The sequence below is a fragment of the Vibrio hepatarius genome, from assembly GCF_043642085.1.
Lineage (GTDB): Bacteria > Pseudomonadota > Gammaproteobacteria > Enterobacterales > Vibrionaceae > Vibrio > Vibrio hepatarius_C.
On the sequence record NZ_JBHZSA010000006.1, the window covers coordinates 43,236 to 63,184 of the forward strand.

The following is a 19,949-nucleotide window of genomic DNA, read 5'->3' on the forward strand; positions in this document are numbered from 1 at the left end:
ACCAGTGACTGAGAATTATAGAGACTCAGTGAAAGTACGTGCGATTACGTCACGTTGCTGTTCAGTTGTTAGCGAGTTGAAACGAACTGCGTAGCCAGAAACGCGGATAGTTAGCTGAGGGTAGTTCTCAGGGTGTGCTACAGCATCTTCTAGAGTTTCACGCTTAAGAACGTTAACGTTTAGGTGCTGACCACCTTCGATGCGTGGAGCTGTTTCGATAGCTACTTCACGGCTTTCGTAGTCGCCAAGATCGTTAATTGCGATTACTTGGTCAGCTTCGTAGCCAGAGTTTGCTGCTACACAACGAGCTTCATTCTTCTCGCTATCTAGTAGCCAGATAGAGTTTAGTAGGTCGTCATTTGCTGCTTTAGTGATTTGAATACCTTGAATCATTACTATCTCCTAGTCCACTTAACGTGGTTAATTGGTGTTAATTTTCGAATTTTAGTGAGCTACGTATTATATAGCGAATATCCCTTATGATAATATTGATTTAAGTCAAAAAACAACCAAAAACATTAATTTCCCGATGGTTATTTTCTTGTTCTAAATCAATAAAATCTTTGAAAACAACGTAGTTACAATTTATTTGATAATATAAAAAATATTTAATAACTCATTTTGTTGTAAATTTACTACAAAATGAGTTGAAAATTTGAGCTCCCTCTTTTAAATAACTGTTTTTCGGGGGCCATACTGAAAGTGAAAGGTGATTAAGTAACAATGATTAAAAAAGCAATGGGTAACAAGTTTATAGGTGCGCATGTCTCTGCGGCTGGTGGGGTTGACCAAGCGCCATTGCGTGCGCGTGAGATCGGTGCCAATGCTTTTGCACTATTTACTAAAAACCAACGTCAGTGGGTGGCTAAGCCCCTTGAAGCTGCCACTATCAGTGCATTTAAAGCCAACTGTAAAATGTTGGGTTTCAGTAGCGAGCAGATTCTCCCTCATGATTCTTATCTAATAAACTTAGGTGCTCCAGAAGAGGAAAAGCTGCAAAAGTCGCGCGCGGCATTTATTGATGAGATGGAACGTTGCAACCAACTAGGGCTGACTTTACTGAATTTTCATCCTGGGAGTCATTTAAAGAAGATATCTGAGAAAGAGTGCCTAGCGAGAATTGCCGAATCGATCAATCTTGCACATCAAGCGGTACCTGATGTCATTGCGGTGATTGAGAATACCGCGGGTCAGGGAACCAATCTAGGCTGGCGCTTTGAGCATCTCGCCGAGATCATTGAGCAAGTCGAAGATAAGTCGCGGGTTGGTGTATGTATTGATACTTGCCACACCTTTGCCGCTGGTTATGACTTAAGTACGTTTGATGCCTGTGAAACGACATTTGCTGAGTTTGATCGTGTAGTCGGGATGCAATATTTACGTGCAATGCACATTAATGACTCAAAGATTGCCTTAGGCGGCAAGGTCGATAGGCACCACGCCTTGGGCAAAGGCGAAATTGGTTGGGACTGCTTTGAGTATATCTCTAAAGATGCTCGATTTGATGCTATCCCATTGATTCTTGAAACGATAGAGCCTGAACTTTGGCCTCAAGAGATCGAAACGATGCGTAAGTTCCACCTGCAAGCTTTAGCTTAAGCGAAAAACTAGCGGAAATGTGGCATTAATCTTTCATAGCTTTTTATGAAGTCACAACATGAGGATACCACTATGCCTTTTACTTACTCGCACGTTTCGAGCCGCACAGTACGTCTACCTTTGCCAAATCGACATATTACGGGTCAAGGTCACTACCGTACTCCTCAAAAACACTAACTCCTTTGTTCCTTCTACTATTTTTGCGACAATGACAGCGCATATATAGTAGAAGGAATGGGTCATGAATACCTCACTTACCTGGCATGATGTTATTGGTGTAGAAAAGCAGCAAGAGTACTTTCAACAAACGCTCTCTTTTGTGGAAGCCGAGCGTGCGGCCGGAAAAGTGGTATTCCCGCCAGCGTCGGACGTTTTTAATGCGTTTAAGGCGACAGAGTTTGCCGATGTCAAAGTAGTGATCATTGGCCAAGATCCTTACCATGGCCCTAATCAAGCCCACGGATTATGTTTCTCAGTTTTGCCTGGGGTAAAAACGCCACCTTCACTGGTCAATATGTACAAAGAACTCGCTCAAGATATTGAAGGGTTTGAGATCCCGCCGCATGGCTATTTGCAAAGTTGGGCGCAGCAAGGGGTGCTATTGCTTAATACGGTATTGACGGTAGAACAAGGTAAGGCGCACTCACACGCAAAAAGTGGTTGGGAGACCTTTACCGATAAAGTTATAGAGGCAATCAACCAACATCAGTCTGGGGTTGTGTTTCTTTTATGGGGAGCACATGCGCAAAAGAAAGGTCGCTTTATTGATCGTGATAAACACCATGTTTTATCAGGTCCTCACCCGTCACCGCTTTCTGCACACCGTGGCTTTTTTGGCTGCGGCCACTTCTCTCAGACTAATGCTATTCTGACCTCTCAGGGGCAAAGCGCGATTCAATGGCAGCTTCCGATGCAGGTCAATGTGTAGCTGTTATTCACAAGTGTCTGATTAAAATCTGAACAAGATCAAGGCGTCTCTTCTTATACTCTAATACACTTATTAAAAGTAAGTGTTAAGGAGAGGCACTATGATGATTGAAAGAATCAAGCGTGAGCATGGCTATATGGTGCGCCTGCTGGCCATATTGCGCCATAAATTAGCGGTACTGAAAGATGAGCGCAGCGTTAACTATGGTGTGTTAAGAGAGATTGTCGACTACTTAGCAAATCACTCTGAGCGGGTACATCACCCTAAAGAGGACATCTTATATCACCATTACTTGACTCATTACGGTCATCATAAGGAAATTGATAACCTAGAGTTAGAGCACAAAACATTATCAGAGCAAACGCACGAGTTTCTTAATATTGTTGATATGGTGCTCCAAGACGCGGTTGTGCCACAAAGTCTGTTCATTGAGCAGCTTGAGTCATTCCTAAATGCGCAGAAGAACCACTTAGAAATGGAAGAGAAGCACATCTTTCCCTATCTAATGGAAACGTTCACCACTAAAGATTGGCAAATCGTCGAAGAGCAGTGGACAGTGTGCGAAGACGACCCTGTGTTCGGTGAAACCATCGCCGAGGAATACCAGCAGATCGCTGAGCGCGTCCACCAAAATGCACATGAAAGTATCTAATATAGGAAAAGAGGCGTAATGCCTCTTTTTTTGTAATCAGTATTCGACTGCGTTTACATTATCATAGCCGATATCCATATCCATCAACTCTTTTTGTAAGCGTTGGCGATCTTTAATGGCTTCGATCTCTCTCCACTTACGTTTTACCGGTTTTGAGCGGCCAGCTCTTCCTTTTGGTAAGTCCTGTTCGAAAATTTCGTCAAAGTTTAAGCCTTCCATAAGCTACCTCTTTATGATCATCTTTCCTTCAATCGGGCATGTTTTTAATACCATATCTAAAACTAGGCTAACTTTGATTCGTTTCTCATTTGTTACGTTTCAATGAAGTTTTTGCGCATATTGTGCGAGGGAGTCACAAAAAACGTCGCGTTGACTGATGTTTTTTTGAGCGTTTGATTCAACGAAAACGATTAAATTGACTTTCGCGGTATGTTAATTCCGTGTGTGAATTTTGACACAGAGATGACGAATTCAATTATGCACATATAAAATTGGAGCATAGCCCTACATTTTACGGTGTGTCATTTTTTATAGTGAGCTGCACGCCTTGTAGAGCAAGGTGTTGTCACCAGAAGAATATTGAGGTGATTCTTGGCAGTATGAATCAGCGCATGTTGATTAATAATTAATGAAATGTTCTGTTTTGATTGTTGGTTTGTGTGCTTTGCTGTTAATTGTAGGTGACTATCTAGTGAAAAATAACATTTTAATGAATTTGTTTGCATATTGATTTTTGTCTTTCTTCACTGCATTATCCGCCCGTCAAAAAATACGCTGATACGTAAAATGGAAGCATGAGGCGAGTTTTACAGATCTAGACTGCACAATATAACAATACCAATACTAAGCAATCTTGACACTTAGTAAGGCGGTCAGATGGAAGGCTTGGAAGCAAAGATCAGCGAAAACTCAATATGAGGATGTTATGACAGACTTAATTAATTTAATGAATGACCTGCTTTGGGGCTCCATTCTTGTTTATCTTCTAGTCGGTGTTGGAATCTACTTTACAGTCCGCTTGGGCTTTATCCAATTCCGTCACTTTGGCCACATGTTCTCAGTATTGAAGAACAGTCGCAAAGCAGACAAAGCTGGTATCTCTTCTTTCCAAGCTCTTTGTACTAGTTTAGCTGCACGTGTTGGTACCGGTAATATGGCCGGTGTAGCGGTAGCGCTTACTGCTGGTGGCCCTGGTGCTATTTTCTGGATGTGGCTTATCGCCATGTTAGGTATGGCGACATCATTCGCTGAAAGTACCTTAGCGCAGCTATACAAAACTAAAGATGACGACGGCAACTACCGTGGCGGACCTGCATACTACATGGAGAAAGGCCTAGGTATGCGTTGGATGGGCGTGCTGTTCTCGGTATTCCTAATTATCGCATTCGGTTTAGTATTCAACGCCGTACAGGCCAACTCGATTGCTAACGCGATGCACAACGCATTCGGATGGGAAGACACCTACGTAGGTGTGGTAGTTGTGCTACTTTCATCGGTTGTTATCTTTGGTGGTATCAAGCGTATTGCACGTGTAGCAGAATTAGTGGTTCCAATCATGGCACTGGCATACTTGCTACTGGCAATGTTCGTTATGGTGATGAACATTGAGAAGCTTCCAGCGGTTCTTACCTTGATCTTTAAGAGTGCGTTTGGCCTGCAAGAAGCTGCAGCTGGTGGCTTGGGCTACGCAATTGCCCAAGCGATGATTAACGGTATCAAGCGCGGTCTATTCTCAAACGAAGCGGGTATGGGTTCTGCGCCTAACGCTGCTGCTTCAGCAACACCTTACCCACCGCACCCAGCATCGCAAGGTTATGTGCAAATGCTAGGTGTATTCATGGACACGATTGTTATCTGTTCTGCGACAGTCGCTATCATCCTGATGTCAGGTGAGTACGTACCGCATGGTGAAGTGACGGGTATCGAATTGACTCAGAGCGCACTAAGTTCACAAGTAGGTGAATGGGGTGGAATCTTTGTTGCAGTAGCGATTTTCTTCTTCGCATTTACTTCAATCATTGCTAACTACTCTTACGCTGAAACGAACCTGATCTTCCTTGAGCACAACCACAAAGCAGGCCTAGGTATCTTCCGTATCGTCGTGCTAGGCATGGTAATGTTTGGTGCAGTAGCGTCACTACCAGTTGTTTGGGCTCTTGCAGACGTATCTATGGGTCTAATGGCGATTGTTAACTTGGTAGCAATTCTTCTACTATCAGGTATCGTGATTAAGCTGGCTAAAGACTACAACCGTCAGCTAGATGAAGGCAAAGTGCCAACGTTTGACTCGAACGATTTCCCTGAGCTGAAATCTCAGCTTGAAGATGGTATTTGGGATCAGAACAAAAAGAGCTAATCGATAGTTATCAGATTTGCCTATCAAAACGATTCAAAAAGCCATGCAGACAATGCATGGCTTTTTTTGTACCCTAAACTCAATAAAACAAAGATATGGATAGAGTAAAGTCATGTTAATCGTCGTTTCTCCAGCGAAAACCTTAGATTATGAATCCCCACTGGCGACAGAGCAATTCACTCAGCCAGATTTAGTTGAGTACTCAAAACAGCTGATTGAAGTATGTCGCAAGCTCACTCCTGCAGACGTTGCACGTTTGATGAAAGTGAGTGACAAGATTGCCGATTTAAACGTTGGCCGCTTTCAAGAGTGGAGTGAAGAGTTTACGACGGATAACTCGCGCCAAGCGATTCTTGCGTTTAAAGGCGATGTCTACACTGGTCTAGATGCACAATCTCTGTCTGAAGAGGACTTCGCTTACGCACAAGAGCATTTACGCATGCTCTCTGGCCTGTATGGTTTACTTAAGCCTCTCGACTTGATGCAGCCATACCGCTTAGAGATGGGCACCAAGCTGGCGAATGATAAAGGCACCAACCTTTACCAATTCTGGGGTAACGTTATTACTGATAAGCTCAATGAAGCTATCGAAGCCCAAGGCGATAACGTGCTTATCAACCTTGCATCGAATGAATACTTCAAAGCGGTAAAACCAAAAGCGTTAGATGCGCAGGTGATTACGCCGGTATTTAAAGATTGTAAGAATGGCCAATATAAAGTGATCAGCTTTTACGCTAAGAAAGCACGCGGCATGATGGCGCGTTACATCATTGAGAATCGTATTTCGAGCGTGGCAGACTTAACCAAGTTTGATAGCGCGGGTTATTACTTTGTAGAAGAAGAATCGACACCGACTGAACTAGTCTTTAAGCGAGAAGAGCAGAAATAGAAGGGGATGGGAATGCGCAGTTGGTTGAAGCGTCTATTAGCAAAATATGATGCGTGGTGTTTGTCTCTCGGATTGACCCCCGAGCATAAGCGCAGCTGTGTTCCTTATCGCACTGACCCGAGTGCTAAGAACTCTGATAAAACTAAGGCGCAAAAGTAATGCGCCTTTTTGATACCCACTGTCATTTCGACTTTGATATCTTCCAAGACGACTTTGAGTCTCAACTGAAATTAGCCCATGAGCAAGGTGTCTTGCGCTTTGTTGTTCCATCTATTGGCTCAAGTAATTGGGCCAAATTGCACCAAATGGCGGCAGACCACACCGATATCTATTATGCGCTTGGGATGCACCCCTATTTTCTTGATCAACAAAGTATTGATGAATTGCCTACCTTAAAAGAGCTGCTTAACCAGCGTGGCAATCAGTGCGTTGGGGTAGGTGAGTGTGGTTTAGATTCGGTGATTGAGGTTGATATGACGCTTCAGGAAACAGTGTTCATAGAGCAGGTCCGTTTTGCAACATCTTATCAACTTCCCCTCATTCTCCATTGCCGGAAAACACATAACCGAATGCTACAAATTTTGAAGCAAGAAAAGTTTCAATATGGTGGTATTTTGCACGGTTTTTCTGGCAGCTATCAGCAGGCTATGCAATTTATCGAGCTTGGTTTTTTCATCGGTGTCGGTGGTGTGATCACCTACCCAAGGGCAAATAAAACCAGACAAGCTATAGTTAGACTGCCAATTGAAAAGCTAGTGCTAGAAACGGATTCTCCGGACATGCCACTAAATGGTTATCAGGGCAAGCCCAATCATCCTAAGATGATAGGTGAAATCTTGTCCTGTCTCGCATCTCTCAAAGGAATGCCGAAGCAAACGATTGCTGAAATCGTTTGGAAAAATAGCAATTCAGCGTTCGGTATTTGTGAATAATTTCTAAATAAATTGTTCATTTGATGATTACCTAAAGCCTTAAAGGTGATCTAGTTCACGTAAATGAGTGAGCGGGCCATGAATCTTATTAGAAACTGTGAGGGTGGCATTACTTTATCATTGGCCGGATGAGTATAATTGCCTCCGCTTTTTGAGCTCCATTTTGTAACACGCCAATAAATAACATATAAGGAAGTCATAAACTATGAGCCTGTTTATGAGCCTAGTCGGTATGGCAGTATTGCTAGGAATTGCATTACTACTGTCTGATAACCGCAAAGCTATCAATCTAAGAACTGTGGGTGGCGCATTTGCTATCCAATTCATCATCGGTGGTTTCGTTCTATACGTACCATGGGGTCGTGACCTTCTAGCTGGTTTCTCAGCTGGTGTACAAAACGTTATCGATTACGGTAAAGACGGTACTGGTTTCCTATTCGGCAGCCTAGTTAACTTCTCAGTTGACGGTATCGGTTTCATCTTTGCTTTCCAAGTACTACCAACGCTAATCTTCTTCTCTGCGCTAATTTCTGTACTTTACTACATCGGTGTGATGCAGTGGGTTATCAAGATTCTTGGTGGCGGTCTACAAAAAGCACTAGGTACTTCACGTGCCGAGTCTATGTCTGCAGCAGCGAACATTTTCGTAGGTCAAACAGAGGCACCTCTAGTAGTACGTCCGTTTGTACCTAAAATGACTCAATCTGAGCTATTTGCAGTAATGTGTGGTGGTCTAGCGTCAGTTGCTGGTGGTGTACTAGCAGGTTACGCATCTATGGGTGTACCTCTAGAGTACCTTGTAGCCGCATCATTCATGGCAGCACCAGGTGGTCTACTATTCGCTAAAATCATTAAACCAGAAGTTGACACTCCAGACGAAGATTTGGAAAACAACATTGATGGTGGTGATGACAAACCAGCTAACGTTATCGATGCAGCAGCAGGTGGTGCATCAGTTGGTCTACAACTAGCACTTAACGTTGGTGCAATGCTACTAGCATTCGTTGGTCTAATCGCACTAGTTAACGGCATCCTAGGTGGCGTTGGCGGTTGGTTCGGCATGGAGAACCTAACTCTAGAACTACTACTAGGTTGGTTGTTTGCTCCTCTAGCATTCCTAATCGGTGTGCCATGGGCTGAAGCAACATTCGCTGGTTCTTTCATCGGTCAAAAACTGGTTGTAAACGAATTCGTAGCGTACCTAAACTTCGTACCTTACGTTGGTGATGCAGCACAAGTTGTTCCTGCAACAGGTGCGGTAATGTCTGAGAAGACTCAAGCAATCATCGCATTCGCACTATGTGGTTTCGCAAACCTTTCTTCTATCGCGATTCTACTAGGTGGTCTAGGTAGCCTTGCTCCTGCACGTCGTCACGACATCGCTCGTATGGGTGTTAAAGCAGTAGCTGCAGGTACTCTATCTAACCTGATGGCAGCGACAATCGCTGGCTTCTTCCTATCTTTCTAAGAAAGTAGAGTTAGATTATATAGACGCCGTTTAACAAAACCCCGTAGTCACACTTGGTGTGCTACGGGGTTTTTTGTTTTCTGGCTTCTAAAAATTTGCTGTTTGGGGCTTTAGGTTAAGCCTAGAACGGCAACGCTGTTTTCGTTTGAATATCGAGCAAACGTTAAACAGAATCTTTTTTGAGATACAAACCGTTTGCGCTCTATGAGCAACTACAGATTTTCGATGAATATCTATAATGTATAGTTGTAGGAAGTAGGGAAACGTTTTTGAATCAAACGTTGGAAGCTGGGCAAGGTGATGTCAGCTTACTACTTTTCATACATTCAGATTTATTGAAATGTTTTTCGCTAGCGATAATTAATACAAGGAGTATGATTGGCGCTGGCAGCAACGAGAGTTGCTAGGGCTATTGCCCTTATACGTTAGACACCGCAATCGAAGATTGTTGTGCCATAGACCAAACTGGTACTGTGCGGTGACAAGGATAGCAATTAGGGGTTAATTCGCTGTTTACCCCTGAGTCTTCAAGGAACCAAGTCCGTTCATTAATGACTACATCGCCAACTTGAATAGACAGGTTGAGCAGTAAAATTTTTGAATATTGATCGGAGATAGAAATGAGCGATTTAAAAGCAGCAGCACTACGTGCACTTAAACTAATGGACCTAACTACGCTGAATGATGACGATACTGATGCGAAAGTTATTTCACTATGTCATGACGCAAAATCAGCAGTAGGTAACACAGCTGCAATCTGTATTTACCCTCGCTTTATTCCTATTGCTAAGAAGACACTTCGTGAGCAAGGCACACCAGACGTTCGCATCGCGACCGTAACTAACTTCCCACACGGTAACGACGATATCGAAATCGCAGTTGCTGAGACTAAAGCAGCAGTCGCTTACGGTGCGGACGAAGTAGACGTAGTATTCCCTTACCGTGCTCTAATGGCAGGTAACGAAGAAGTTGGCTTCGAGCTAGTGAAGCAATGTAAAGAAGCGTGTGGTGACATCCTTCTTAAAGTGATCATCGAAACAGGTGAACTGAAAGAAGAAGCGCTAATCAAGAAAGCTTCTGAAATCTGTATCAAAGCAGGTGCAGACTTCATTAAAACATCAACGGGTAAAGTGCCAGTAAACGCAACTCCAGAATACGCTCGCATGATGCTTGAAGTGATTCGCGATATGGGCGTTGCAGAAACTGTTGGTTTCAAACCTGCTGGTGGCGTACGTACAGCTGAAGACGCGCAAGCATACTTAGCAATGGCTGATGAAATCCTAGGTGACAACTGGGTTGATGCTCGTCACTACCGTTTTGGCGCGTCAAGCCTGCTAACTAACCTACTTAATACATTAGAAGTGACAGACGAGACTGCTGATCCAGCAGCTTACTAATTCTCTCGTCCTATTTGACGCCGCAGCGTTGTTGACTGCGTAAGTTCATCCTAATCACATAGAGCCTCTATGCTCATAGGAATGGACTTACTTGTCGCCTAGCTGCAACGCCAAATAGTTTGAGAGTAAATAATGACAAAGTCTGTTTGGTGGAGTAGTGACTCGCTGCTCCACATTACCTCTTTACCTTACAACCTTGCTGCTCACAGCATGGGAGGATCTAATGTACTTACCTCAAGAAATTATTCGTAAAAAACGCGACGGCGAAATTCTAACCGCCGAAGAAATCAACTTTTTCATCCAAGGTGTTGCAAACAATTCTGTATCTGAAGGTCAGATCGCAGCATTTGCAATGGCCATCTTTTTTAACGAAATGACCATGCCTGAGCGTATCGCACTGACGTGTGCAATGCGTGACTCTGGCATGGTGATTGATTGGAGCCACAAAGAGTTTGGCGGTCCTATCGTTGATAAACACTCAACGGGTGGTGTGGGTGACGTCACTTCTCTAATGCTTGGCCCTATGGTGGCAGCATGTGGCGGTTTCGTTCCTATGATCTCTGGTCGTGGCCTTGGTCACACTGGCGGTACGCTAGACAAGCTTGAGTCAATTCCAGGCTACAACATCACACCGACTAACGAAGTATTTGGTGATGTGACAAAAGATGCTGGTGTTGCCATCATTGGCCAAACTGGCGATTTAGCGCCTGCAGATAAGCGTGTATATGCGACTCGTGATATTACAGCAACCGTAGACAACATCTCGCTAATCACAGCTTCAATCCTATCTAAGAAACTAGCAGCTGGCCTTGAGTCTCTAGTCATGGATGTAAAAGTAGGTTCTGGTGCATTTATGCCAACTTACGAAGCATCGGAAGAGCTAGCGAAGTCAATCGTAGCGGTAGCAAACGGTGCCGGTACCAAGACGACGGCAATTCTAACTGATATGAACCAAGTATTGGCTTCTTCGGCGGGTAACGCAGTAGAAGTACGTGAAGCGGTTCAGTTCCTAACAGGTGAATACCGTAACCCTCGTCTACTTGAAGTAACGATGGCGTCATGTGCTGAGATGTTAGTATTGGCAAAACTTGCTGATGACACAACAAGCGCGCGTGCAAAACTGATGGCAGTACTCGATAACGGTAAAGCGGCACAGTGCTTCGGCAAGATGGTTGCAGGCCTTGGTGGCCCAGCAGACTTCGTTGAGAACTACGATAACTACCTAGAAAAAGCAGACATCATCAAGCCAGTCTTTGCTGATGAGTCAGGTGTCGTTTCAGCAATGGATACTCGAGCAATCGGTATGGCGGTTGTTTCTATGGGTGGTGGTCGCCGCGTAGCAACGGACGTAATCGACTACGCAGTCGGCTTTGATGCTTTTATTCGCTTGGGTGAACAAGCGTCTAGTGACAAGCCTCTAGCTATTATTCATGCTCGCAATGAAGAGCAATGGCAAGAAGCGGCGAACGCACTGAAAGCAGCGATTACAATTGGTGGCGAATATACGCCAACTCCAGAAGTGTATCGTCAGATTCGCGCGGAAGATCTTTAAACTCTTCATATTTGAACTTGCAGCGGCGTTAACTGCGCTCGCTCACCGGAACGCCGGCCGCCCCTGTCACATAGACGAGCTATGCTCAGGGGATTCGCTTGCTTGATGCCTAGCTGCAAGTCCAACTATCTTGAGTTGAATTACTATTATTATTAGATTGGTCGATTGAGCTTTTGCTCTCGGCCAGTTAAAGGAAGAGAGCAATGAAAAGAGCATTTATTTTAGTCTTAGACTCATTTGGTATCGGTGCAACGGCTGATGCGAAAGATTTTGGCGATGTAGGTTCAGATACGATGGGTCATATCGCAGAGCAATGTGATAAAGGCTTGGCAGACAACGCGGATCGTAGTGGCCCACTAAAACTGCCAAATCTATCTAAGCTCGGTCTGGCAATGGCGCACAAAGAGTCAACAGGTAGCTTTGCTCCTGGCCTTGACGCTGACGCTGAAATCATCGGTGCTTACGGCCATGCGGCTGAGCTTTCTTCTGGTAAAGATACTCCATCAGGCCACTGGGAAATTGCAGGCGTGCCGGTATTGTTTGACTGGGGCTACTTCACTGATAAAGCAAACAGCTTCCCGAAAGAGCTAACAGACCGCATTCTTGAGCGTGCAGGTCTAGACGGTTTCCTTGGTAACTGCCACGCGTCAGGTACGCAGGTTCTTGATGATCTAGGTGAAGAGCACATGAAGACTGGCCAACCAATCTTCTATACCTCTGCTGACTCTGTTTTCCAAATTGCATGTCACGAGGAAACGTTCGGTCTAGACCGCCTTCTAAAGCTGTGCCAAATCGCACGTGAAGAGCTTGAAGACTACAACATTGGCCGTGTTATCGCTCGTCCATTCATTGGCCCAGGTAAAGGCCAGTTTGAGCGTACCGGTAACCGTCGTGACTTATCTGTTGAGCCACCTTCAGCAACGATTCTTCAAAAGCTAGTTGAAGAGAAGAGTGGTGAAGTTCACTCGATTGGTAAGATCTCTGATATTTATGCTGGCTGTGGTATCACTAAGAAGACTAAAGCAACGGGCATCCCAGCTCTATTTGAAGCAACCAAAGAAGCAATCAAAGAAGCAGGTGACAATACTATCGTGTTCACTAACTTCGTTGATTTCGATTCTGCTTACGGCCACCGTCGTGACGTAGCTGGTTATGCAGCAGCGCTAGAGTACTTTGATGGTCGTATCCATGAAGTGATGGAGCTGATGGAAGAAGATGACCTGCTAATTCTTACCGCTGACCACGGCTGTGATCCTACATGGCCAGGTACAGACCATACACGTGAGCATATTCCTGTGATCGTTTATGGCGCTAAAGTACCAGCGGGCTCTTTAGGTCTACGTGATACGTTTGCTGATATTGGTCAGACGTTAGCGAGCCACTTTGGTACATCACCAATGGATTACGGTAAAAACTTCCTGTAATTCTAAGTAGATATTTCAAATAGAGGGCTTGTCCCTCTATTCTTTTGTTTATTGCTTACTTATATCCGATTAAGAAAAGGAAATTAAATCATGGCAACTCCACATATCAACGCAGAAATGGGTGCATTCGCAGACGTCGTACTAATGCCGGGTGACCCGCTACGCGCTAAATACATTGCGGAAACTTTCCTGGAAGAAGTTGTACAGGTATGTGATGTACGCAATATGTACGGTTTCACGGGTACTTACAAAGGCCGTAAGGTATCGGTAATGGGCCACGGTATGGGTATCCCATCGTGCTCTATTTACGCGACAGAGCTAATCAAAGACTTCGGTGTGAAGAAGATCATCCGTGTCGGTAGTTGTGGTGCGGTAAGTGAAGATATCAAAGTTCGCGACGTTGTCATCGGCATGGGCGCATGTACGGACTCTAAAGTGAACCGTATTCGCTTTAAAGGTCATGACTTTGCTGCTATTGCAGACTACAAGATGGTGCGCGCGGCAGAAGATGCAGCTAAAGCTCGTGGCATTGAAGTGAAAGTAGGTAACCTATTTTCGGCTGAGCTGTTCTACACGCCAGATCCAGAAATGTTCGATGTAATGGACAAGTACGGCATCGTCGGTGTAGAAATGGAAGCGGCGGGTATCTACGGCGTATGTGCTGAGTACGGCGCTAAAGCACTGACTATCTGTACCGTGTCAGACCACATCAAAACAGGCGAGCAAACGACTTCAGATGAGCGTCAGACAACGTTCAACGATATGATGATCATTGCCCTCGATTCTGTTCTTCTGGGTGATGAAGAGTAATTATCACTTTTCTTCCTGTGGGATGACCAATAAAAAAGGGTTGATGCTTGGCATCAACCCTTTTTTGTTTTCTGGTTTTTACTGCATATCTTTAAGCAATAAATTTTCACCCTTACGCTTATTCGGCTTACGACGGATAATCAGCGTCAACAGTAAACCGGCGATAAAACTCATCCCAACCATGGTGTACATGTATCGATCACTTTTACGGTAGTAGTGATCTGAAAACGCCGTGAGCTTACCAGTTTCAAAGGTAATGCGAACAAATCCGATTACCGTGCCATCTTTCAGCACCGGTTCAACCAGTTGTTGTTTACCGATACGTGCGGTCTGTAAAGGGGTGTCTAAACCTAGAATTTCGCGCACTGAGGTTGCTTGGTCGCTGGCTGCCAGCTTGACCCCTTCTGCGTCGTAGATGGTGGCATCAACAACGAGGCTATCTTTCGCCAGTTGGTTAGTCAGCTTCAATAAACGTTCTTGATCTTGCGTGACGATCATATCGCCGGCTGACAAAGAAGCTTGAGAGATAAGAATATCGGTTAAGGTCTCTAATTGGTTGGCTTGAATCTGCTCATTACCTTTCGTAATTTTGACACTATTGATCCCAATAGTAGCGACCATGGCAATTAACGAGGCCGTTGCCAATACTTTCAGTGCGATACGAAAAGAAAATAGAGATGAGTCCATTTTTCACCTAAATAGAGGATAATTATACTTTAGAGCATATTGAGACTTGCGCAGATAAATTGCAATAGGTTACCGTGTTGAGAGATTTTACAGGAATAATTGACATGGACACGTTAAAGCCCCTTTCTATACGTAAACATACCCCATTAATTAATCGTCTGCCAGAAACCCGCCTTGCGACTCAGTTTGATAAAGCGAAAGCAGGTTGGGTGGTATTTGGACACTATCTCTGCCCGAGCAAATTTGAAGACATCGACTTCTTTGTAGGTTACTACAACGCCATTGTCGATGTATGGAAGGTTGGCGAGTACGAGGTTGCTTTAATGGCCGGAGAGCTTACTGAGCAACACGAAGAGATTTTGCAGGCACTTGAGCTTGATTACTCGCCCTTGAATGATATGCCAGAGTTGACCAAGCCGGGATTAATCGTACTCGATATGGACTCAACTGCGATTCAGATTGAGTGTATTGATGAAATTGCTAAGCTGGCAGGAGTTGGCGAAGAGGTCTCTGAAGTGACGGAGCGAGCAATGCAAGGCGAACTCGACTTTGAGCAAAGCCTGCGTCAGCGAGTTGGTAAATTAGCGGGCGCCGATGAAAGCATTTTAAGTTCCGTTCGCGAGCAGCTTCCTTTGATGCTGGATCTTCCTGAGTTGATTGGTACATTAAAACAGTACGGTTGGAAGACGGCGATTGCCTCTGGCGGTTTCACTTACTTCTCAGACTATTTACAAGAGTTGCTTGGACTGGATCATGCGCAGTCAAACCAACTCGAGATTGTCGATGGTAAGTTGACGGGGAAAGTGCTGGGCGAGGTCGTTTCGGCGCAGACCAAAGCCGATATCTTACAACAGCTTGCCGATGAGTATGAGATTGAACCACATAATACCATTGCGGTCGGTGATGGTGCCAACGACTTAGTGATGATGGATGCGGCTGGTTTGGGTATTGCTTACCATGCCAAACCAAAAGTAGAGCAACAGGCTAAGAGTGCCGTTCGTTATGTGGGACTTGGCGGGATCATTTGTATTTTATCGGCGATTCTTGTTAAGCAAAAACGTGTGAGCTTTAAGCCTCAACCATAAGCAAAAGACATATATTGATAAAAAAGCGAGGCTAAGACCTCGCTTTTTTATTGCTCAAATACTAATTTGTTAGTTCTAATCGAATCAATACTTCTTCAGTAATATCAGTAAGTTCACCATAGCCGACAATATTATTGATCTCTTTTTCTAAGCTGCGTGCTTGATGCATGCTGATTTGCGTCAGCTCATCAAGATCTTTTCGAACTAGAGCGGTTATTGGGTTGAAAACCGGAGCGCCACAGATTCTAATTGCATAAAACTCGCCCATCATTTGTGCTCGCTTTATAAAACTGATGCGCTCTTTAACACTCTCAAATTCGTTGGAGAGTTTAGCTTCGACCGACTGAATTCGGGTACCAAACTTACTCGCACTAAGGTAGAGCTCGTGGTACTGCGGCTCAGCACCTTCAATTCGTTTCATTGGCTGCGCTAACAACGTATTAGTATGACCTTTGTATATCGGCGCTAACGAGAAGTTCGCTCCGTCGCCAAGTTTGGCCAGAATAGTTAGATACGAGCTAAGAGGGTAATTCACGCCAATCGCTTTAGGGCGTAAGCTTTTACCCCTTTTCTCAATATAGAGTGGTGAGCTGACCATTTTATCCAGCAAGATATCATGCAGACTTTCTAGCAGTTCATTGCTTGGCAGCAGCTCTTTTTTAGCGACCAGCTTGTCTTGGTTATGCTCAATCAAGCGACCAAAGAAAGTGATGGTACGCATGATTTGCCTCGATTCCTCAATCGCAAGCTGAAGGCGTTTACCACTAGGGCTAATACGAATGACTTTATAAGGCACTTCACTAAGTGGAAGGTTCTTATCATAGAGCTGCAGCTCTTTGAAATTGATGAAGCAGGCCTCTCCGGCTTTGAGTGTACTAGGGGAGCTCAGAGCAATGTTGGCGCCATGTTTAGAGATATCAACAGTAGCACCTTCAACAGTTGTACCATGGATATCCGTTAACAGTAGCGGTGACTTAAATTGATATCTCGGTTCTCTGCGACGAGATTGGGCGTCAAAATAAATACATGCTGGGTTAGTGGTTGGATTACGCAGATGGCGGAATGGGTTTAATTCGTTTGCCGCAAGACGAGGCTTATCTGTCAGTAAGTAATCATGGCGACTGTTGTCATCAGAGATCTCTTGCAAGATGCCACAATGAGTCAGCGTTTCTGCTTCCAGATCCAATTCACTATAATGTTGTGATAACTCTTTTCTCTCATCTGGCGATAGTTCAAATACAGAGAGTCTGAACGCTTTCCAACTCTCTTTTTTCGCTCCCACATGCCAAAACAGTTGGCGCAGCTCACGCGATGCTTCAGGCATCATCATCGAAAAGAACAAGCTCTTCTCTTTATGTTGATGAGTGAAGGAGTAAATTACGTTACTGCTACCTTTGACGCCCTCGGTCGTCAATTGCGACATGCGCTGTTGATGAAACAGGCTACTCAGCGTTTGTTGATTGCGTTCATCGTGCCAGTATTGCCAAATAGGACGGTTATTTTCCGTCATTAGGACCAGTTTTAGCTCATTGCCACTGAAAAACACCGGTAGATTACAGGTGTGCTTTAAGTAGGTATGTTCGAAACCACGCGCCCGTGCACGGATGATCTTATCTTGATTATCATGACGAGCTTTCTGTGCGTCACTTTGCAGCAGGTGCTCAATGATCTTTTCAACCAAGCTTGAGGTGTCGAGCTTAAGTAGGCGTAAAAACTTAACCGCATCATTTTCATACGACTCGTCAATACCGACAATGCGATAGGGAATTGGCTGTTCGATACCTTCAATTTCAACCGATTTCTGCAGCTCGATAAGGGTTACGTCAACGACTTCCCCTAACTTATAATCAAAAGCAGAAGGCGCTTTAAATTTGGCACCAGAAGGAGAGAGATCAACCGTCAGCGCATTAACCACTTGGTTGTTAGCCAATTTTATTTCGACTTGGGATGAGATCTTAAGTCGGTTCTCTTTGCGCTTGAGATCGTAACCGAGCGTAATTGCCTCGACATCCAAACTGTTAGGATTAGCTGCAACTTCAGTCCCAGTAGGTTTACCCTGCTTTTGCATCACGCGGAAGTTGTTATGGGTATTGATTAGGGCTTCCCATACCCCTTCGGTATAGCCGCCAAATTTACGGGTGTTTTTGTGGTATGCGTTAAATGCAACATCGTCTAGCCAGTGTTTTAAACCGTCCAGATCATAAGAGCGACACTCACCTTTTACTCGTCCACGTAGGTCGATTGGCTTGGTACAAGGTGCCATCACGCGATTAAGTTCCATCTTGACCAAAATTTTAGTCGAAGGAGGCTCACCCTCTGTCATTTGGTTAAGAAGGTGCTCGAAGTCTTGTGCATGGTATGCTGGAATTAATCGCTCTGCTAACGAGAGTATTTCTGGCTGCTGCATATTTTTTTGTTAGAGTATTCCTTACTCTTGATATCGGCCTTGATATTAAGATCTTTAGTGATATGTTACAGCGAATCAAGTTTCTATGTGAGATAAACGTACCATGGTGCAGTTTGTGTCACAAATACCATTTTTAATACCTGAGGTTACATGGCAAAAGCGAAAAGAGCATACGTATGTAATGATTGCGGTGCTGACTTTCCACGTTGGCAGGGGCAGTGCAATGCTTGTGGTGCGTGGAATACAATTAGCGAGGTTAGACTGGCGGCATCCCCAGCAGCGGCGAGAAATGAGCGCTTAACGGGGTATGCGGGTAACTCGGGTGAAACTCTTGTTCAGGCTCTGTCTGAGATTGATCTTCAGGAAGTGCCGCGTTTTACCACCGGCTATAAAGAGTTTGATCGTGTATTAGGTGGCGGAGTTGTTCCCGGTGCAGCGATTTTAATTGGTGGTAACCCAGGAGCCGGCAAGTCGACATTGTTGCTGCAGACGATGTGTTACCTCGCGTCTCAAATGCCGACGCTCTACGTAACGGGTGAGGAATCTCTCCAGCAAGTTGCGATGCGCGCTTCTCGATTAGGTTTGCCGAAAGAGAACTTGAAAATGCTTTCTGAAACCAACGTTGACCGCATCTGTCAGATCGCTGAGAAAGAGCAGCCAAAGATCATGGTGATTGACTCAATACAGGTTATGCATGTCGCAGATGTGCAATCTTCACCGGGCAGTGTGGCGCAAGTTCGTGAATCGGCAACGGCGTTAACCCGCTACGCGAAGCAAAACAATGTCTCTGTGTTTATCGTTGGTCACGTTACTAAAGATGGCACTCTAGCGGGACCAAAGGTACTCGAACACATCATTGACTGCTCTGTGTTGCTTGACGGCGGTACCGATAACCGATTTAGAACCATGCGTAGCCATAAGAACCGTTTCGGGGCGGTAAATGAGCTCGGCGTATTTGCGATGACAGGGCAGGGGCTAAAAGAAGTCAGCAACCCGTCAGCGATTTTCTTATCACGCGGTGAAGAAGAGACATCTGGCAGCTCAGTGATGGTGGTGTGGGAAGGTACTCGCCCTCTGTTGGTTGAGATTCAGGCTCTTGTCGACTATTCACAACTTGCGAATCCACGTCGTGTCGCTGTTGGTCTTGAGCAAAACCGTTTGTCATTACTACTCGCGGTACTGCATAAGCATGGCGGCCTCCAAATGGCGGATCAAGATGTATTCGTCAATGTCGTTGGTGGGGTTAAGGTTACCGAAACCAGTGCTGACCTTGCTTTGGTTATGGCGCTGCTTTCTAGTTTCCGTGATCGTGCATTACCAAAAGATGTAGTGGTGTTTGGTGAGGTTGGCCTTGCTGGTGAGATTCGCCCTGTACCAAGTGGTCAAGAGCGCCTTAATGAAGCGTTTAAGCACGGCTTTAAGAAAGCTATCGTTCCTGCTGCAAACATGCCTAAGGGCGGTATTCCCGGAATGCAAATTCACGGCGTTAAGAAGCTTTCAGAGGCGATTGAAGCCTTTGATGAGCTGTAGCGTGTAAGAGCGGACTGCGTCCTTCGAGATTCGTGAGCGGGCTTCGCCCTTCGAGAGGAGAGCGACGCTATATACCGTCATTCCCTAGACTGACGAAGGAAGGAGTAGGGAATCTCTATAAAACATCGACTTGCTTTAAGAGATCCCCAATTCACTCGTCCCTCGCTCTCGAGGATGACAGCGTAATTTATTGAAATAAAAAGGGTTGACATTAAGTGCCAACCCTCCAAATT

General features: G+C 44.9%; 18 protein-coding genes. 14 read left to right on the forward strand and 4 right to left on the reverse strand.

Going from position 1 to position 19,949, the window contains the following annotated elements:
* Nucleotides 1–15: 15 nt before the first annotated feature.
* Nucleotides 16–393, reverse strand: a complete 378-nt coding sequence (gene grcA / locus ACHUFZ_RS13250) for an autonomous glycyl radical cofactor GrcA (RefSeq protein WP_004415419.1) — start codon at nt 391–393, stop codon at nt 16–18.
* A 330-nt stretch (nt 394–723) separates the two neighbouring features.
* Between grcA and nfo the strand changes: the two genes are divergently transcribed.
* From nfo to ACHUFZ_RS13265, 3 genes are all read left to right on the forward strand, one after another.
* Entirely contained in the window at nt 724–1,599 is an 876-nt protein-coding gene (gene nfo / locus ACHUFZ_RS13255; protein WP_394127534.1) for a deoxyribonuclease IV, read from the forward strand.
* 241 nt (nt 1,600–1,840) lie between these two features.
* Nucleotides 1,841–2,527, forward strand: a complete 687-nt coding sequence (gene ung, locus ACHUFZ_RS13260) for a uracil-DNA glycosylase (protein ID WP_394127535.1) — start codon at nt 1,841–1,843, stop codon at nt 2,525–2,527.
* A gap of 100 nt (nt 2,528–2,627) precedes the next feature.
* Nucleotides 2,628–3,179 (forward strand): hemerythrin domain-containing protein, encoded by a 552-nt coding sequence (locus tag ACHUFZ_RS13265; protein ID WP_394127536.1) that lies wholly within the window; start codon nt 2,628–2,630, stop codon nt 3,177–3,179.
* A gap of 36 nt (nt 3,180–3,215) precedes the next feature.
* Here ACHUFZ_RS13265 and ACHUFZ_RS13270 read toward each other — a convergent pair whose 3' ends face one another.
* A complete protein-coding gene (locus ACHUFZ_RS13270; RefSeq protein ID WP_394127537.1) occupies nt 3,216–3,398 on the reverse strand; it encodes a DUF3545 family protein in 183 nt (60 codons plus the stop codon).
* A gap of 706 nt (nt 3,399–4,104) precedes the next feature.
* On the opposite strand from ACHUFZ_RS13270, the gene ACHUFZ_RS13275 reads away from it, so the two are divergent.
* From ACHUFZ_RS13275 to deoD, 9 genes are all read left to right on the forward strand, one after another.
* Nucleotides 4,105–5,535 (forward strand): alanine/glycine:cation symporter family protein, encoded by a 1,431-nt coding sequence (locus ACHUFZ_RS13275; RefSeq protein ID WP_394127538.1) that lies wholly within the window; start codon nt 4,105–4,107, stop codon nt 5,533–5,535.
* Between the two features lie 112 nt (nt 5,536–5,647).
* Nucleotides 5,648–6,424: a peroxide stress protein YaaA gene (gene yaaA / locus ACHUFZ_RS13280; RefSeq protein WP_394127539.1), complete on the forward strand. Its 777-nt coding sequence runs from the start codon at nt 5,648–5,650 to the stop codon at nt 6,422–6,424.
* A 12-nt stretch (nt 6,425–6,436) separates the two neighbouring features.
* Nucleotides 6,437–6,583: a DUF5363 family protein gene (locus ACHUFZ_RS13285; protein ID WP_394127540.1), complete on the forward strand. Its 147-nt coding sequence runs from the start codon at nt 6,437–6,439 to the stop codon at nt 6,581–6,583.
* Nucleotides 6,583–7,356, forward strand: a complete 774-nt coding sequence (locus ACHUFZ_RS13290) for a TatD family hydrolase (protein ID WP_394127541.1) — start codon at nt 6,583–6,585, stop codon at nt 7,354–7,356. The genes ACHUFZ_RS13285 and ACHUFZ_RS13290 overlap by 1 nt, the downstream gene beginning before the upstream one ends.
* A gap of 205 nt (nt 7,357–7,561) precedes the next feature.
* Entirely contained in the window at nt 7,562–8,824 is a 1,263-nt protein-coding gene (locus tag ACHUFZ_RS13295; protein ID WP_126574101.1) for a NupC/NupG family nucleoside CNT transporter, read from the forward strand.
* 620 nt (nt 8,825–9,444) lie between these two features.
* Nucleotides 9,445–10,221: a deoxyribose-phosphate aldolase gene (deoC, locus tag ACHUFZ_RS13300; protein WP_053440112.1), complete on the forward strand. Its 777-nt coding sequence runs from the start codon at nt 9,445–9,447 to the stop codon at nt 10,219–10,221.
* Nucleotides 10,222–10,444: 223 nt separating this feature from the next.
* Nucleotides 10,445–11,773 carry a thymidine phosphorylase gene (deoA, locus tag ACHUFZ_RS13305; protein ID WP_394127542.1) on the forward strand — a complete coding sequence of 443 codons (1,329 nt, stop codon included), beginning with the start codon at nt 10,445–10,447 and terminating at the stop codon, nt 11,771–11,773.
* Between the two features lie 203 nt (nt 11,774–11,976).
* On the forward strand, nt 11,977–13,197 hold the full coding sequence (locus tag ACHUFZ_RS13310; protein WP_394127543.1) for a phosphopentomutase: 1,221 nt from the start codon (nt 11,977–11,979) through the stop codon (nt 13,195–13,197).
* 90 nt (nt 13,198–13,287) lie between these two features.
* Nucleotides 13,288–14,007, forward strand: a complete 720-nt coding sequence (deoD, locus tag ACHUFZ_RS13315; RefSeq protein ID WP_053440109.1) for a purine-nucleoside phosphorylase — start codon at nt 13,288–13,290, stop codon at nt 14,005–14,007.
* Nucleotides 14,008–14,085: 78 nt separating this feature from the next.
* On the opposite strand, the gene ACHUFZ_RS13320 is transcribed toward deoD, so the two are convergent.
* Nucleotides 14,086–14,694, reverse strand: a complete 609-nt coding sequence (locus tag ACHUFZ_RS13320) for a YtjB family periplasmic protein (RefSeq protein ID WP_394127544.1) — start codon at nt 14,692–14,694, stop codon at nt 14,086–14,088.
* A gap of 104 nt (nt 14,695–14,798) precedes the next feature.
* Between ACHUFZ_RS13320 and serB the strand changes: the two genes are divergently transcribed.
* A complete protein-coding gene (gene serB / locus ACHUFZ_RS13325; protein ID WP_394127545.1) occupies nt 14,799–15,779 on the forward strand; it encodes a phosphoserine phosphatase in 981 nt (326 codons plus the stop codon).
* Nucleotides 15,780–15,840: 61 nt separating this feature from the next.
* On the opposite strand, the gene ACHUFZ_RS13330 is transcribed toward serB, so the two are convergent.
* Nucleotides 15,841–18,186: a PilZ domain-containing protein gene (locus ACHUFZ_RS13330; RefSeq protein WP_394127546.1), complete on the reverse strand. Its 2,346-nt coding sequence runs from the start codon at nt 18,184–18,186 to the stop codon at nt 15,841–15,843.
* Between the two features lie 150 nt (nt 18,187–18,336).
* On the opposite strand from ACHUFZ_RS13330, the gene radA reads away from it, so the two are divergent.
* Complete coding sequence (gene radA, locus ACHUFZ_RS13335) at nt 18,337–19,716, forward strand: DNA repair protein RadA (protein ID WP_004415378.1); 1,380 nt, start codon at nt 18,337–18,339, stop codon at nt 19,714–19,716.
* Nucleotides 19,717–19,949 lie beyond the last annotated feature (233 nt).